The sequence below is a fragment of the Aestuariibaculum lutulentum genome, assembly GCF_032926325.1.
Taxonomy (GTDB): domain Bacteria; phylum Bacteroidota; class Bacteroidia; order Flavobacteriales; family Flavobacteriaceae; genus Aestuariibaculum; species Aestuariibaculum lutulentum.
Genome location: NZ_CP136709.1, coordinates 785,828 through 802,116, shown reverse-complemented (window position 1 = coordinate 802,116; position 16,289 = coordinate 785,828). Strand labels below are relative to the sequence as shown.

The window sequence follows — 16,289 nt, the reverse complement described above, 5'->3', positions numbered from 1 at the left end:
AGGTTCACATTAGCAAAGAACTAATTATTATATCTGAAAGAAATGCAAATTCTAAAAAAGATAGAATCAAATAGAATTCAAAAAGCGTTTTCATTGGCATTAGCCTTTTTAATTTCATTGTCGGCTTTGGCTCAAAATGAAATTAAGTTGAATAATCTTCAATGCGAAATGCTAACCAATCCGTTAGGGATTGATGTGGTACAACCTCGATTAAGCTGGCAATTAGATACAGATGCATTTCAGGTACAACAAACTGCATATCATATTTTAGTAGCGTCGTCACCTGAAAAGTTAGCCAATAATGAAGCTGATTTATGGGATAGCGGAAAAGTAAATAGCGATACCACTGTAAATATTCAATATACAGGAAAACGCTTAAATAGTAAAGATGAAGCTTTTTGGAAAGTAAAAGTATCGACGAATAAAGGAGAAAGTAACTGGAGTGAAACAGCATTGTGGAGTATGGGAATTTTAACCTATGCCGAATGGAAATCAACACGATGGATAGGCTACAACCAATTATTTCCAGGAGATAGCGTAAGTCAGTTTGCAAAATTGTCAGCGCGCTATATTAGAAAACCCATCAACTTAAAAAGCAAGGTTAAAAATGCCAAGGTTTACATTATGGGAATGGGCTTATATGAGTTCTATATTAATGGTGAAAAAATTGGCGACCAGGTATTAGCACCGGTGCCTACCGATTATACTCAAAATGTAAAATATAATGTATTCGATGTAACGTCTCAGTTACAGGAAGGAGATAATGTGTTAGGAACCATTTTAGGAAACGGACGCTTTTTTGCGATGCGTCAGGAATACAAACCATATAAAATTAAAAGTTTTGGTTTTCCAAAAATGGCATTGCAGTTAGATGTGGAATATGAAGACGGTAGCAAAGAAACCATTAAAACCGATGAAAGCTGGAAATTTACACCATACGGACCAATTAGAAGCAATAATGAATATGATGGTGAAGTGTATGATGCGCGAAAGGAAATGCCAAACTGGAACAACGTTGGGTTTGATGATAGCGATTGGCTAAACATGATGTGGGTTCAAGAACCTGGCGGATTCTTCGAAGCACAAATGACACCCAACATGAAAATCATGGATGCCGTAAAACCGGTTTCTATTTCAGCAACTAACAGAGGAACTTATATTCTGGATATGGGACAGAATATGGTGGGCTGGTTACAAATAAAAGTGAAGGGTAATCGTGGCGATAAAATCACAATGAAATTTGCCGAGTCTTTACAGGACGATGGTTCACTTTACATTGCCAACCTACGTGATGCCCGAACTACTGATGAATACATTTTAAAAGGGGACGGCGAAGAAGTCTGGGAGCCAACATTCGTCTTTCATGGGTTTAGATTTGTAGAACTTACAGGCTTTAAATCGAAGCCATCTTTAGATCAGTTTTTAGGAAAAGTGGTTTACGATAACATGGAAACTACGGGAACGTTCGAGTGTTCTAACGAAACCATGAATCAGATTTTTAAAAATGCGTTTTGGGGCATTAGCGGAAATTACAAAGGCATGCCTATCGATTGTCCGCAACGTAACGAACGCCAACCATGGTTGGGCGATCGTACCACAGGCGCTTATGGCGAGAGTTTTATTTTCGACAATCAAACGCTTTATGCAAAATGGCTGGACGATATAAAATATTCACAAACTTTAGATGGTGGTATTCCAGATGTAGCACCTGCATTCTGGCGTTATTACGGTGATGGGGTAACCTGGCAAGGTGCTTACATGAAAGTAGCCGATATGTTATACACGCAGTTTGGAGATGAGAAAGTGATTAAAGATCATTATCCGTTTATGAAAAAATGGTTGTTGTATATGGAAGCCAATTATCTGAAAGATGATTTAATGACCAAAGATAAATACGGCGATTGGTGTGTGCCACCGGAATCTTTGGAAATTATCCGTTCCAGCGATCCAACGCGTTTAACCGATGGCGAATTGTTGTCGAGTGCGTTTTATTATCACTTGCTTCAAATCATGAAAAAGTTCGCGAAAATTGAAGGTAACAGTGATGCCGATATACCATATTACGATGATTTAGCCGAACGTATTAAAAGAGCATTCAATGCGAAGTATTTCAACAGAGAAAATTATAGCTATGCCAATAATACAGTAACCGCAAATGTGTTGCCTTTAGCTTTCGATATGGTTCCTGATGGATTAGCAGATAAGGTTTTTGAAAACATGGTATATCAAATTGAAGTGGTTAAAGAAGGTCATATTAGTACCGGGGTTGTAGGAACGCAGTTTTTAATGCGAACCTTAACCAATTTCGGTCGTGGCGATTTAGCCTTTAAACTGGCATCGAATAAAACCTACCCAAGCTGGGGCTACATGGTTGAAAACGGCGCAACTACCATTTGGGAATTGTGGAATGGTAATACAGCCGACCCAAAAATGAATTCTCAAAACCATGTGATGCTCTTGGGGGATTTAATGATTTGGTATTACGAAAACATGGCAGGCATTAAGAGCAATCCTGAAAAGCCTGGCTTTAAAGAAATCATCATGAAACCCGATTTTAAAGCTGGGTTAAGTTATGTAAACGCATCTTATAAGTCGATTCACGGAGAGATTAAAAGTCACTGGAAATTAAACAGAAATAAGCTTCATTGGGAAGTGACGGTGCCTGCAAATACTTCGGCCAAAGTGTATGTGCCAACCACCGATGCTTCAAAAGTGACGCTTAATGGGAAAAAAATAGATTCTGAAATATATCAATCAGAAAATGACAAGATAGTTTTAGGGCTCGAATCAGGAACTTATACCATTTCAGCGAAGCTTTAAAAAAGAGAAAACCAATTGAATAATAGATAAAAGAGATAAAATGAAAAAGTTTCAAATAGCTATGGTGCTTTTAGGAAGCATCTTTTTAGGGAGTTGTAAACAACCTGTTGAAAAGAAAATAGCTTTAGAAGATAAAACCTGGCGTGAAGGTATTGTTGTCGATGAGTTTATTTACGATAAAGCACCATACCTGTCTGCACATGCCGCAACTATTGTTGAAAATACCGATGGAGAATTGGTCGCGTCTTGGTTTGGAGGAACACACGAACGTAACCCTGATGTTTGTATTTACGTAAGTAAGCGTAAAAACGGGAAATGGACAGAAGCTGTTGAAGTAGCTAACGGAGTGCAAAATGACACCTTACGTTACCCAACTTGGAACCCTGTGTTGTATCAAATTCCAGGAGGCGATTTATTGTTATTTTACAAAATCGGGCCACATCCTTCAACCTGGTGGGGTATGTTAAAACGTTCTTCAGATGGTGGTGAAACCTGGTCTGAAGCCGAAAAATTGCCGGAAGGTTTTTTAGGGCCAATTAAAAACAAACCAGAATTATTAGATAATGGTAACTTGTTATTACCGTCTAGTATTGAAGGCGACAGTGGTTGGCATTTACGAATGGAATCAACATCAGATTTCGGGAAAACATGGAATATGCAGGATACCTTGCCAAAAGGACCAAATGATATTAACGCTATTCAGCCAAGTATTTTATTTCATGACAATGGAAAATTACAGCAAATAGGAAGAACGAAAAACAGTCATTTGTTTACAACCTGGTCTGAAGATAACGGTCAAACCTGGTCGCCTTTAGAGTTGTTAAATATGCCAAATAACAATTCAGGTACCGACGCGGTTACTATGAAAAACGGTGAGCATGCTTTAATTTACAACCATGTTTGGCCAAATAAAGACATGTTTAAAAGCTACAGAAGTCCATTAAATATTGCAACGTCAAAAGATGGTGTAAACTGGGACGCCGCTTTGGTTTTAGAAGATTCTAAAATCAGTCAGTATTCATACCCGTCAATTATTCAGGGATCCGATGGTATGTTACATTGTGTGTATACATGGAGACGTCAAAAAATTAAATATGTAAAAATTGATCCGTCACAGCTGGTAACTTTTCCAATTGTTGATGGTGTTTGGCCGGGTCCAACAAAGGAGCGTTACGAAGTTGCCGTTTGTGACTGGATGATTTTAAAACGTCAGAAATTAGGCGAATTCGAACGTGCTAAAGAAATTGGTGCTGATGCCGTTGAAATGGATATGGGCGGTTTAGGAGACCGTGAAACTTTCGATAGCAAATTTGTTAATGGCGATACCGCAAGCGTAAGGGTTTGGAATGAAAAAATGGCTGAAACCGGTGTGCGTATCAGTTCTATTGCCATGTCTGGATTCTACGGGCAATCGTTTGCCGAGCGTCCAACGTATAAAAAAATGGTGACCGATTGTATTGAAGTGATGAAAACCTTCGATGTACAAGTGGCTTATTTACCGTTAGGAACGAAATGCGATTTGGTAAAATATCCGGAATTGCGTCCAGCTATTGTTGAGCGTTTACGTTGGGCAGGTGAGCAGGTCGATAAGATTAACGGGATTATTGCTGTTGAAACATCGTTATCAGCCGAAGAAGAAAAGAAATTGTTAGAAGAAGTTGGTAACAGAAATATTAAAATTGCCTTCAATTTCGCTAATGCCATTAAAAACGGACGGGATATTTCAAAGGAATTAAAAACGCTTGGTCGCGATAATATTGGAGAAATTCATGCTTCGAATACCGATGGGCATTGGATTGAAAACGACCCGGCAATCGATCTTCCGAAGATAAAAGAAACGCTTGATAACATGCATTGGAAAGGTTGGTTAATTGTAGAGCGTTCTCGCGATACTACCGATGTTCATAACGTGGTGAAAAACTACGGAGCGAATGTCGCATACCTTAAAAAAGTGTTTCAGGGTGAATAAAAAATAAGATGAAGTATTTAAGTTTAGGTTTTCTTTTTCTGGTAGTATGCTGTGCTAAAACCAAGCATGTGGTTATTGTGGGCGATTTGGATTCGCCAAGATTGGCTTACGCTATGGATAAGCTTTCAGGCGTATTACTGGAGAATAATTACCATGTAACCATTTCCGATAGATTGCCCGAAAATAATACCGATAGAACCATTATTATTGGTGAAAAAGAAAGTGAAAACTGGAACTTAAATACTTCAGATTTAAATATTGATGATTCAAGCCTTATTAAAAAGGAAGGCTTTAAAATTACGACATCTGCACAGGTAACCTATATTGAAGGTACGGATGCTTCAGGTGTTTTATACGGCACTTTGGATTTGGTAGATCGAATTTCAGAAACCAAAGTATTACCAGATAGTATTAATAAAAAAGATGCTCCGGAAATGGTATTACGAGGTACTGTTATTGGCATTCAAAAACCAGAATATTTGCCGGGAAGAACAGTTTACGAATACCCCTATACACCAGAAAATTTCCCTTGGTTTTACGATAAAGACCTTTGGATTGAGTATCTGGATATGATGGTCGATAACCGTTTTAATTCACTTTATCTGTGGAATGGCCATCCGTTTGCGTCGTTAGTCAAGTTAGACGATTATCCGTTTGCGGTTGAGGTTAGTGACGAAGATTTTAAAAAGAACGAGGAGATTTTCAAATTCGTTACCGAAGAAGCCAATAAGCGTGGCATTTGGGTCATTCAAATGTTTTATAATATTCTGGTATCAAAACCATTTGCTGAACATTACGGAATAAAAACTCAGGAACGTTCAAGACCTATCACTCCGCTTTTAGCTGATTATACGAGAAAATCGATTGCGGCTTTTATTGAAAAATATCCGAACGTTGGTTTGTTAACTACCTTGGGTGAAGCCATGAACACCGTTGATGACGATGTTGAATGGTTTACAAAAGTGATTATTCCAGGGGTTCAGGACGGTTTACAGGTTATTGGCGAAACTAACGAGCCACCCATCATTCTTCGTGGTCACGATACCGATGCCCCTTTGGTTATGGAAAAAGCATTGCCGCTGTATAAGAATCTGTATACCATGAACAAATACAACGGCGAATCGTTAACCACTTACGAACCTCGCGGTCCATGGGCAGAAACCCATAGAAAGTTAAGCGAAGCGGGGTCAACGCATATTTCGAACGTACATATTTTAGCAAATTTAGAACCTTTCCGATATGGTTCACCAGACTTTATTCAGAAAAGTGTAAAAGCCATGCACAATGTTCATGGCGCTAATGCGCTGCACTTATTTCCGCAGACCTCGTATTGGGATTGGCCGTATGCCCCTGATAATACCGAACCGCGTTTACTGGAAATGGAACGCGACTGGATTTGGTACAAAGCCTGGGCGCGCTATGCTTGGAATAGTCAGCGTGATAGAACCGAAGAAATCGGTTTTTGGCAAGATCAGTTAAGTCAGAAATATGGTGTAGGTTCAGGAGCAGGTATATTAAAAGCTTATGAGGAAGCTGGTGAAATTGCACCTAAAACCTTACGCCGATTTGGAATTACCGAAGGTAACCGACAAACCTTATTATTGGGCATGTTCGCAAGTCAGTTAGTAAATCCATATAAATATCGTGTGTATCCCGGATTTTACGAATCTTGTGGTCCCAAAGGTGAAATTCTTCTGGAATACGCTAAAAAGGAATGGGAAGGCGAGCCACATATTGGAGAAACACCGCTTCAAATCATCAACGAGATTGTCAATCACGGTAAAGCGGCGGTTAAGGCTATTGATGCTGCAGCACCTCATGTTACTAAGGATGTTACCGAATTCAACCGCTTAAAAAATGATATCTATTGCTACAACTTGTTTGCTAATGTCTTTTCAGAAAAGGTAAAAGCAGCCCTGTTGATATTGCGTTATAGTTATTCAAATACTATTGAAGATTTAGACAAGGCCTTGCCACATTTAGAAAGAAGTGTTGCTTATTATCAGGAGTTGGTCAACAGAACAAAAGATACGTATTTATACGCCAATAGTATGCAAACCGAACTGCGCCGAATTCCTATTAGAGGTAACGATGGCAAAAATAAAACATGGGAAGAGTTGTTGCCACATTTTGAAAAGGAGCTCGAGGTATTTAAGCATAATATTGAAATGTTAAAATCAGATAATGCTGGAGAAATTATAAAAACGTTCAAGACGTTAGAGCCTGTTAAAGTCGATATTCTAAATAAAGACGCTACCCGTTTTTCATTAAAAAAAGGACAAAAAGTTTATACCGATAATGAAGCTGAAATAGATGAGGTTGCTAAAGAATTAAGACACCTGTCGGGCGTGAAATTTTCAGATAAAGACCAACAGGAAAACGGCAGCGTTTTACATTTTAAAACAGACAAAGCTGTTAAAATTTTGGTGGGGTATTTCAGTACCAACAGTTTTACTGTTTTAGCACCGCCAACTTTAGAAACCAATGCGCAAGCCAACAACAGGGGGCAAGCCGATATTAAAATAGCCAATGCCATGTTGGTTTCTGGATTATATCCGGTAAATATTTATAGTTATCGTTATGAACCTGGTGAACATAAATTGAAGTTAGGAAAAGGACGTGTTCTAGTTTTAGGATTTATCGACGGAAACGAAAAAATCGTAATTCACGATGCAGGTATTACCAATAAAGAAGAAGGTAAAGCCATAGATTGGTTATTTTATTAACAAGACACGTCTTGTCACCCTGAACTTGTTTCAGAGTCTCTAAATTTAGAATTTTATTAGAATCATTGTTTGATGAAAAAGTTACAATACATAGTTTTAGCAAGCATTTTAATGTTTATATCTTGTGGAAAAGATGTGAAGGTTGATGCTGTTCGAAAAGAAATTAGTTTAAACGATAATTGGTACACGATTCATTTAGATAGTTTGAATCAGTCGGAAGCCGATTTTGTTAAAAACATAAATATTAACGACAATTGGAAAGCTGTTTCTGTGCCGCACAACTGGGATCAGTATTATGGTTTCCGTCGTATGAAACATGGTAATTTACACGGTACAGCCTGGTATTATAAAACCTTAAAATTAAATGCTGAAGACCAAGGAAAACAACACTTTTTGTTTTTCGAAGGCGTAGGCTCGTATGCGACCGTTTGGGTAAATGGCAAAGAAGTGGGCGCTCACAAAGGCGGACGAACCACCTTTACTCTAGATATTACCGATGTGGTTGATTTTAATACTGAAAACAACATTGTAGTGAAAGCGGCACATCCGGCATTTATTGCCGATTTACCTTGGGTTTGTGGTGGCTGTTCGGGAGAATGGGGTTTTTCAGAAGGTTCACAACCAATGGGAATATTTAGACCCGTATCTTTAGTGGTTACCGATAAATTGCGTATTGAACCTTTCGGGGTTCATGTGTGGAATGATGCATCAACTAATAAAGAAAACGCTTTACTTCATACAACTACAGAGGTTAAAAATTATAGCGATTCAGCAAAGAAAATCACTGTTGAAAATATGTTGTTAGATACTAACGGAAAACAGGTTGTTTCAGTGAAAACTGATGTTGAAAATGTTTCCGGTTTAAAGGAAATTAAACAAACCTTGCCAGAGTTTTCAAATCCTAAATTATGGTCGCCTGAAGATCCGTATTTGTATCAACTGGTCACTAAAGTTTACGAAAATGGCGATTTAAAAGATGCATTATCCACACCATATGGAATTCGTTGGGTAAGTTGGCCAATTAATCGTGAAAGCGATGATAATCGTTTCTTCTTAAATGATGAACCAATTTTTATTAACGGTACTTGTGAATACGAGCACCTTATTGGCAGAAGTCATTCGTTTTCAGATAAAGATGTAAAAGCCAGAATCGGACAAATTAAAGCCGCTGGTTATAATGCCTTCCGTGAAGGTCACCAGCCACATAATTTAAGATATCAGCAACATTTAGATGAAGATGGTATTTTATTCTGGAGTCAATTTTCAGCGCATATCTGGTATGATACCCCTGAGTTTAAAGAAAATTTTAAAACCTTATTAAAGGAATGGATTAAAGAACGTCGAAACAATCCGTCGGTGGTGATGTGGGGCTTACAAAATGAAAGCACCATTCCGAAGGATTTTGCAGAAGAATGTACGCAAATTATCCGGGAATTAGACCCAACTGCAACGCAGCGTTTAGTAACGACCTGTAACGGAGGGGAAGGTAGTGACTGGAACGTGATTCAAAACTGGTCGGGAACCTACGGCGGCGATCCTTATAATTACGGTAAAGAAATGACCGAACATTTATTAAATGGAGAGTATGGTGCCTGGCGTTCTGCCGATTTACATACTGAAGGCGAATTCAATCAAAAAGGTGAATTAAGCGAAAATCGTTTTTCACAATTGATGGAAATTAAGGTTGCTGAAGCCGAATCGGTGAGCGATAAAATCGTAGGGCAATACCATTGGTTATTATATTCTCACGAAAATCCGGGGCGTTCGCAAAACGGTGAAGGGTATCGCGATATCGATAAAGTTGGCCCAGTTAATTATAAAGGGATTTTCACTATTTGGGGTGAACCTTTAGATGCATTTTATATGTACCGTGCTAATTATGTGTCTAACAAAAAAGAGCCGATGGTGTACATCGTTTCGCATTCGTGGCCGACCCGTTGGAATGAAGGCGGAACAAAAAATGGTATCGATGTGTATTCAAATTGTGATGAAGTGGAATTGTTTAATGATGTTGATGAAGTATCTTTAGGAAAACTAAAAAATACGGGATTAGGCAAACATTTTCAGTTTAATAATGTCGATGTTAAATACAATATATTGTACGTTGTTGGTTATGTTGATGGACAACCTGTTGCTAAAGATTATATCGTATTGAATAATTTACCAGAAGCACCACATTTTGATGCCTTGGTGAGCGAAACAAACGATATTTTAAAACCAGCCGAAGGTTTTAATTACTTATATCGTGTGAATAGCGGTGGAGCAGATTATACCGATACTTTCGGAAATGCCTGGTTAGCCGATGTGCATAAAACCGATGAAAATTCATGGGGCTCGTTATCATGGACCGATACTTTTGAAAACCTTCCGGCGTATTATGCGAGTCAGCGTACCACTTACGACCCGATTGCAGGAACGCAAGACTGGAGGTTATTTCAGGATTTTAGATATGGAGCCGATAAGTTACGTTACGAATTCCCTGTGCCAGATGGCGAATATCAGGTAGAATTGTATTTTAATGAGGCTTGGTACGGTACTGGAGGCGGTATGGATTGCGAAGATTGGCGCGTTTTTGATATCGCAATTAACAATAATATTGTTGAAAAGAATTTAGATATCTGGAAAACTGTTGGTCATGATGCGGCTTTGAAAAAAGTATATTCAGCAAAAAGTGACAATGGAAAATTAATCATTTCATTCCCGAATGTCGCTTCCGGTGAGGCGGTAATTTCGGCTATAGCTATTGCTTCAAAAGACTATAATGTAAATCCGGCAAACCCTTCCGATAAGAATATTTTAAATCTTTCAGCGAATACAGATGTTGAAGTATCAACCTGGCTAAATATTACCGATAAACAGTTTGTAAATTCAAAGGTTAGTTTTACCAAATTGCCTTCCGAAGTTTATGGGGCCGATTATTTAAAATTCCCGATTTCAGAAGAAAATAAAACTGTTTCAGGACATTTTACCTTGAAGACCGATGCCACGATTTACGCGTTTGTAAATTCAGAAATAAAACAATTAGAAGGCTATGAAGCGATGGAAGAATCTGCTGAAAATAGTTTAAATCAAACTTTCATCGTTTATAAGCGAGTAGCTAAGAAAGGTGAAAATATTGCCTTTAGTTCGGAAGAAGGAATAGCAACCATAGCCGTTGTGCCAACCTACTCCATGGAAGAGAAAGACGACCGAGTAATTGTAAAACTGGAAGCCGAAAGCGATGCTCAAACTACAGGGTCGGGCGTTAAAAAAGCATTCTTTAAGAAAAGTGATTACATAGAGTTTACCGAAAACACAAAAAACAGTATTACTTTTACAGTCACGCCGGGCGTTGCCAATATTTATTTGATGCGTTTCAGGTATATGAATATGACCGAAGGACCATTAAAAGTGCGGTTAAAAATTGAAGATGCTAACGGTATTTTATTGCGAAATGACGATATCGAATTTCCTGTTAGAAACGATAAATGGAAGGTTTTAAACACCACATCGGGCGGGTATATTAATGCTGGAACCTATAAAATTCAGTTAGAATCAGACAATATGAAAGGACTTCGAATTGAATCCTTTGAATTTCAATAAAAGCGATTATTAATTACGAGTATAGATAATGAACAAGACATTAAACCAAACAAAAATCTTTAGTCTGTTGCTGTTAGTCAGCTTAATTTTTTCATGTAGTAAAACCGAAGAAATTGTTGAAAGAGATGTGCGTATTGTTGAAGATTTTAATTTCAACTGGAATTTTAAATTAGGAGATGTTCCTGAAGCGACTCAAGCCAATTTTAATACTACCGATTGGAGAACACTTAACTTGCCACACGACTGGAGTATTGAAGGCGAATTTAGTGAAGATAATCCGGCAAAACCAGAAGGTGGTGCGTTGCCAACAGGAACAGGTTGGTACAGAAAAACATTCACTTTGCCAGCAGATTGGAATGGCAAATCGGTTTCTGTTGAGTTTGATGGCGTGTACAGAAATAGTGAGGTTTGGATTAATGGGCATTATTTAGGTAAACGTCCGTATGGTTACATTTCTTTCGCTTATAATCTGACCGATTATTTAAATTTTGGAACAAAGGAAAATGTCATTGCCGTTAAAGTCGATAATAGTGAACAGCCAAATTCGCGTTGGTATACCGGTTCTGGAATTTACAGAAATGTACGTTTAGTAGCTACCGAAAATTTATATGTTGACCACTGGGGAACCTATGTTACGACTCCTAAAGTATTAAAGGATAAAGCAACGGTTGCATTCGAAACCACGATTAAAAACGATAGCACGTCAAAACGAGTGTTTAAATTGGTAAATACCGTTTTAGATGCCGATAATTTAGAAGTTGCCGTTTCAGAGAAAATAGATAGTATTCAACCACATACATCTTATGTCACTAGACAACAAATGGAAGTTGTAAATCCTGTATTGTGGAGTGTTGAAAACCCGTATTTGTATACCGTGAAAACAAAAATTTATGAAGGTGAGAACTTAGTGGATAATTACGAAACGCCACTGGGTATTCGTTATTTCAGCTTCAATGCTAAAAAAGGCTTTTCATTAAACGGCGTTCCAACTAAAATTCATGGTGTTTGTTTGCATCACGATAACGGCGCTTTGGGAGCAGTTGCAAATAAATCGGCTATAAAAAGAAAACTTCAAATCATGAAAGATATGGGGGTGAATGCCATTCGTGTGGCGCACAATCCGTCGTCTTTAGAGTTATTACAATTATGTGATGAAATGGGACTGATTGTTCAGGTTGAAGCTTTCGATGTTTGGAAAAAACGTAAAGTGAAATTTGATTACAATGTAGAATGGGACGAATGGTATAAACGCGATTTACAGGATGTAATTCGTCGCGACCGTAACAACCCGTCGGTGATGATGTGGAGTATTGGTAACGAAATTCGCGAGCAGTTTGATAGCACAGGAATCGCGATGACTAAAGATTTAGTGAAAATTGTTAAAAGTTTAGACCAGACCAGACCAGTAACCTGTGCCTTAACAGAAAATATTCCTGAGAAAAATTTTATCTATCAGTCAGGTGCTTTAGATCTTTTAGGATTTAATTACAAACATGAAGATTACGGTACTTTCCCTGAAAATTTTAAAGGTCAAAAAATAATAGCTTCCGAAAGTGTATCGGCTTTAGAAACACGTGGTCATTACGATGCCACCTCGTCGGAAATTAAATTCTGGCCTCCGGCTCATAACGAACCGTTTGATGGTAATGACGATTATACAGTTTCAGCTTACGATAATGTAGCGGCTTACTGGGGAACTACCCACGAAGAAAACTGGAAAACCGTTAAGAAATTAGACTATATCGCAGGAACATTTATTTGGACAGGTTTCGATTATATTGGCGAGCCTATTCCGTATCCGTATCCGGCGCGTAGTTCATATTTCGGAATTGTCGATTTAGCAGGTTTACCAAAAGATGTGTATTACATGTACCAAAGTGAATGGAGCGATAAAACTGTATTACACGTTTTACCACACTGGAACTGGAATGCAGGTCAGGAAGTTGATGTTTGGGCCTATTATAATAACGCTGATGAGGTAGAACTTTTTGTAAACGGAACATCGCAAGGCGTAAAGTCTAAACAAGATGAAGAGTTGCATGTATCTTGGAAGGTGAACTACGAACCAGGAACCATTAAAGTCGTATCTCGAAAAGCCGGACAAGTGGTTTTAGAGAAAGAAGTACATACGGCAGGGACTGCTTCGCAATTAGCTTTAGAGGCTGATAAAAAAGCGATTTCAAACGATAATTACGATTTAGTTTATGTAACTGTGAGTGTGAATGATGAGGAAGGTAACTTATCTCCAAGAGCCAATAACCTCATTCAGTTTGAAGTTACAGGTGGTGGAAAAATAGTAGGTGTTGATAACGGTTATCAGGCGAGTTTAGAATCATTTAAAGCCAACTACCGTAAAGCGTATAACGGAAAATGTGTGGTTATTATTCAATCGAATGGTAAAGCAGAAAATATTCAGTTAAAAGCCACTTCTGAAGGCTTAAAAGAGGTATCTGTTCAAATTGATGTAGAATAAAAATAAATATTAAAAATAATGAAACTTCATTTACTTGATAGGAGTACACCAAGCGACACGTCGTTTACGGCTAAAGTACATGAAGATTCTAATTTTTTAAAACTTTGGCATTACCATCCCGAGCTGGAACTGGTCGTTATTTTAAAAAGCAACGGCAATTGTTTTGTTGGGGATGGTATTGAAAAGTTTGAACCCGGCGATGTGTTTTTAATAGGAAAGAACACACCTCACATGTGGCTGAATCAGGAGGCCTATTTCGCAGACGATTCAGAGTTGGTTGCCAAGTCCATAGCTATTCACTTTAAAAAGGATTTTTTAGGAGAACATTTTTTTGAAACCCCCGAGATGCATCATCTGTCTGAGTTGTTTGATAGAGCGCGTTTTGGTATCAAGTTTTTAAATCTAAAAGGAGAACTCATAGAAACGGTTCAAAACATGTTAAATCTTAACGGATTTCATAAAACCATTGCGTTTTTAAATATCCTGAATAAGCTTTCAAGTCATAAAAACTTTAAGCTATTGGCAAGTTCGGGATATATGAAAACCTTTAAAGTAAAAACGAATAAAACACTCGATAAGGTATATGCCTATATCTTTAAGAATTTCAATAGAGATATTTCTTTAGATGAAGTCGCTAAGATTGCCAATATGAATGCGACGGCGTTTAGCCGATTGTTCAAACGTGTTAATGGTAAGCCATTTTCACGTTATGTATCCGAAATCCGAATTGGGTATGCCTGTAAGTTGTTGTTGGAGCAGAAGGTGAATATTTCTCAGGTTTGTTATGAAGTAGGATTCAATAATATTTCAAATTTTAACCGACAATTTAAAATTGTAATGGACTGTAATCCATCAGAATATATAAAACAACATGTTAATTCTTATCAAGAGAATGAACTGGTTTAGAGGTATATTTATTGCTTTTAAATCAACTTGGTGAGATTTTAAGCAAAAATAATATCATGTTTAGTCATGATTTAGGAAGATTTGATGATTTAATATTTATAGTATTGCAATTATTAATCTTATTTATAAATGATAGGAAATAGACAAGAAATACTAAAAATACATGCGAAAGATAATGTATTAGTGGCTTTAACCGATTTGGTAAAAGGCACCGAACTTTCGTTTGAAAATCAATCATACACGTTGGTAGATGCTATTCCTGCCAAACATAAATTTTCAACCGAAAACTTTAAGGTTGGCGATCCAATTTACATGTATGGCGTTTTAGTAGGAAGAGCTAAAATCGATATCCCTGAAGGTGGGCTTATTACTACCGAAAATTTAGAACATGACACCGAGCATTACAGTGCCGACCATGTTGTTGAAAAAGTACAATGGCAGGCACCCGATATTTCAAAGTTTAAGAATAAAACCTTTTTAGGATATCATAGGACTAATGGAACCGTTGGAACTGAAAATAATTGGTTAATCATTCCTTTGGTATTTTGTCAGAACAGAAATGTTGAGGTGTTAAAAAGTGCCTTAGTCGATAAATTAGGTTTTGGTAAACAACAGCATTTAGGTTTAAATGTCGATACTTTAATTGAAACCTATAAATCAGGTGGTTCAGTTGAAGCCATTTTAGAACAAGATATTTTAAAGGAAGCTGACGAGGTTTATAAAAACCCATTATTCCCAAATGTAGATGGTATTCGGTTTTTAACCCACGATGGAGGTTGCGGCGGCTCAACATCTGATGCTATTGCTTTATGTCATTTGTTGGCCGGTTATATCAACAATCCGAATGTGGCTGGAGCAACAGTCTTAAGTTTAGGATGTCAGCATGCACAGTCTAAAATTTTACAGGATGCCTTAAGTAAAATGGCACCAAATAACGATAAGCCGGTATATTTTTTAGAGCAGCAGCACATGAATTCTGAAAAAGAATTATTGGCTGAAGCTGTAAAGAAAACCTTTGTCGGATTAATCGAAGCAAATAAAGTCGAGCGTCAACCAGCGACATTAGATAAATTGGTTATCGGTCTGGAATGTGGAGGTTCTGATGGGTTTTCAGGTATTTCAGCGAATCCTGTTTTAGGTTATGTGTCCGATTTATTAGTCGGACTTGGAGGTGCAACTGTTTTAGCTGAGTTTCCGGAGTTGAACGGAGTAGAACAGGAATTAATCAATAGATGTCAGTCGAAAGAGAAAGCCGATAAGTTTTCAAATATCATGGCTGTTTATAATGAAAAGGCGACGTTGTTAGGCGGCGGATTTTCAGCAAATCCTTCACCAGGAAATATAAAAGATGGATTAATCACCGACGCGATAAAGTCGGCAGGTGCTGCAAAAAAAGGCGGAACATCGCCAGTTGAAGACGTTTTAGATTATACTGAACAAGTGGTTAAACCGGGACTGAATTTGTTATGTACACCGGGTAACGATGTTGAGTCGACTACCGGATTGGCAGGTTCAGGAACCAATATTATTTTATTTACAACTGGTTTGGGAACGCCAACAGGAAACCCGATTACACCAGTGATTAAAGTGTCGTCAAACACAAAATTATTCAATAGAATGAACGATATCATCGATTTTAACACAGGAGGTGTTATTGATGGCGAAGCGACTATTGAAGAAACAGGTGAACAATTACTGGAATTTGTAATAGAAGTTGCCAGTGGAAAACAGGTTAAAGCAAGAAAATTAGAACAGAACGATTTCATTCCTTGGAAACGAGGAATGTCGTTATAGAGAAAAGAGAGTTAGTATA

Annotated in this window: 7 protein-coding genes; all 7 read left to right on the top strand. The window is 37.8% G+C overall.

Features of this window, described 5'->3' with window-relative positions; translation table 11 throughout:
• The first annotated feature begins 42 nt into the window (after window positions 1-42).
• The 7 genes from R1X58_RS03560 (at window position 43) to R1X58_RS03530 (ending at window position 16,270) form a co-directional block, all read left to right on the top strand.
• A complete protein-coding gene (locus R1X58_RS03560) occupies window positions 43-2,820 on the top strand; it encodes a glycoside hydrolase family 78 protein (protein WP_240571979.1) in 2,778 nt (925 codons plus the stop codon).
• Between the two features lie 40 nt (window positions 2,821-2,860).
• Window positions 2,861-4,789 (top strand): exo-alpha-sialidase, encoded by a 1,929-nt coding sequence (locus R1X58_RS03555; protein WP_240571978.1) that lies wholly within the window; start codon window positions 2,861-2,863, stop codon window positions 4,787-4,789.
• Window positions 4,790-4,797: 8 nt separating this feature from the next.
• Window positions 4,798-7,515, top strand: coding sequence for an alpha-d-galacturonidase (locus R1X58_RS03550; protein ID WP_240571977.1), 2,718 nt, complete (start codon window positions 4,798-4,800; stop codon window positions 7,513-7,515).
• A 72-nt stretch (window positions 7,516-7,587) separates the two neighbouring features.
• Window positions 7,588-11,097 carry a malectin domain-containing carbohydrate-binding protein gene (locus R1X58_RS03545; protein WP_240571976.1) on the top strand — a complete coding sequence of 1,170 codons (3,510 nt, stop codon included), beginning with the start codon at window positions 7,588-7,590 and terminating at the stop codon, window positions 11,095-11,097.
• Window positions 11,098-11,125: 28 nt separating this feature from the next.
• A complete protein-coding gene (locus R1X58_RS03540) occupies window positions 11,126-13,570 on the top strand; it encodes a sugar-binding domain-containing protein (protein WP_240571975.1) in 2,445 nt (814 codons plus the stop codon).
• 18 nt (window positions 13,571-13,588) lie between these two features.
• Window positions 13,589-14,476 (top strand): AraC family transcriptional regulator, encoded by an 888-nt coding sequence (locus tag R1X58_RS03535; protein WP_240571974.1) that lies wholly within the window; start codon window positions 13,589-13,591, stop codon window positions 14,474-14,476.
• Window positions 14,477-14,605: 129 nt separating this feature from the next.
• Window positions 14,606-16,270, top strand: coding sequence for a UxaA family hydrolase (locus tag R1X58_RS03530; protein ID WP_240571973.1), 1,665 nt, complete (start codon window positions 14,606-14,608; stop codon window positions 16,268-16,270).
• Window positions 16,271-16,289 lie beyond the last annotated feature (19 nt).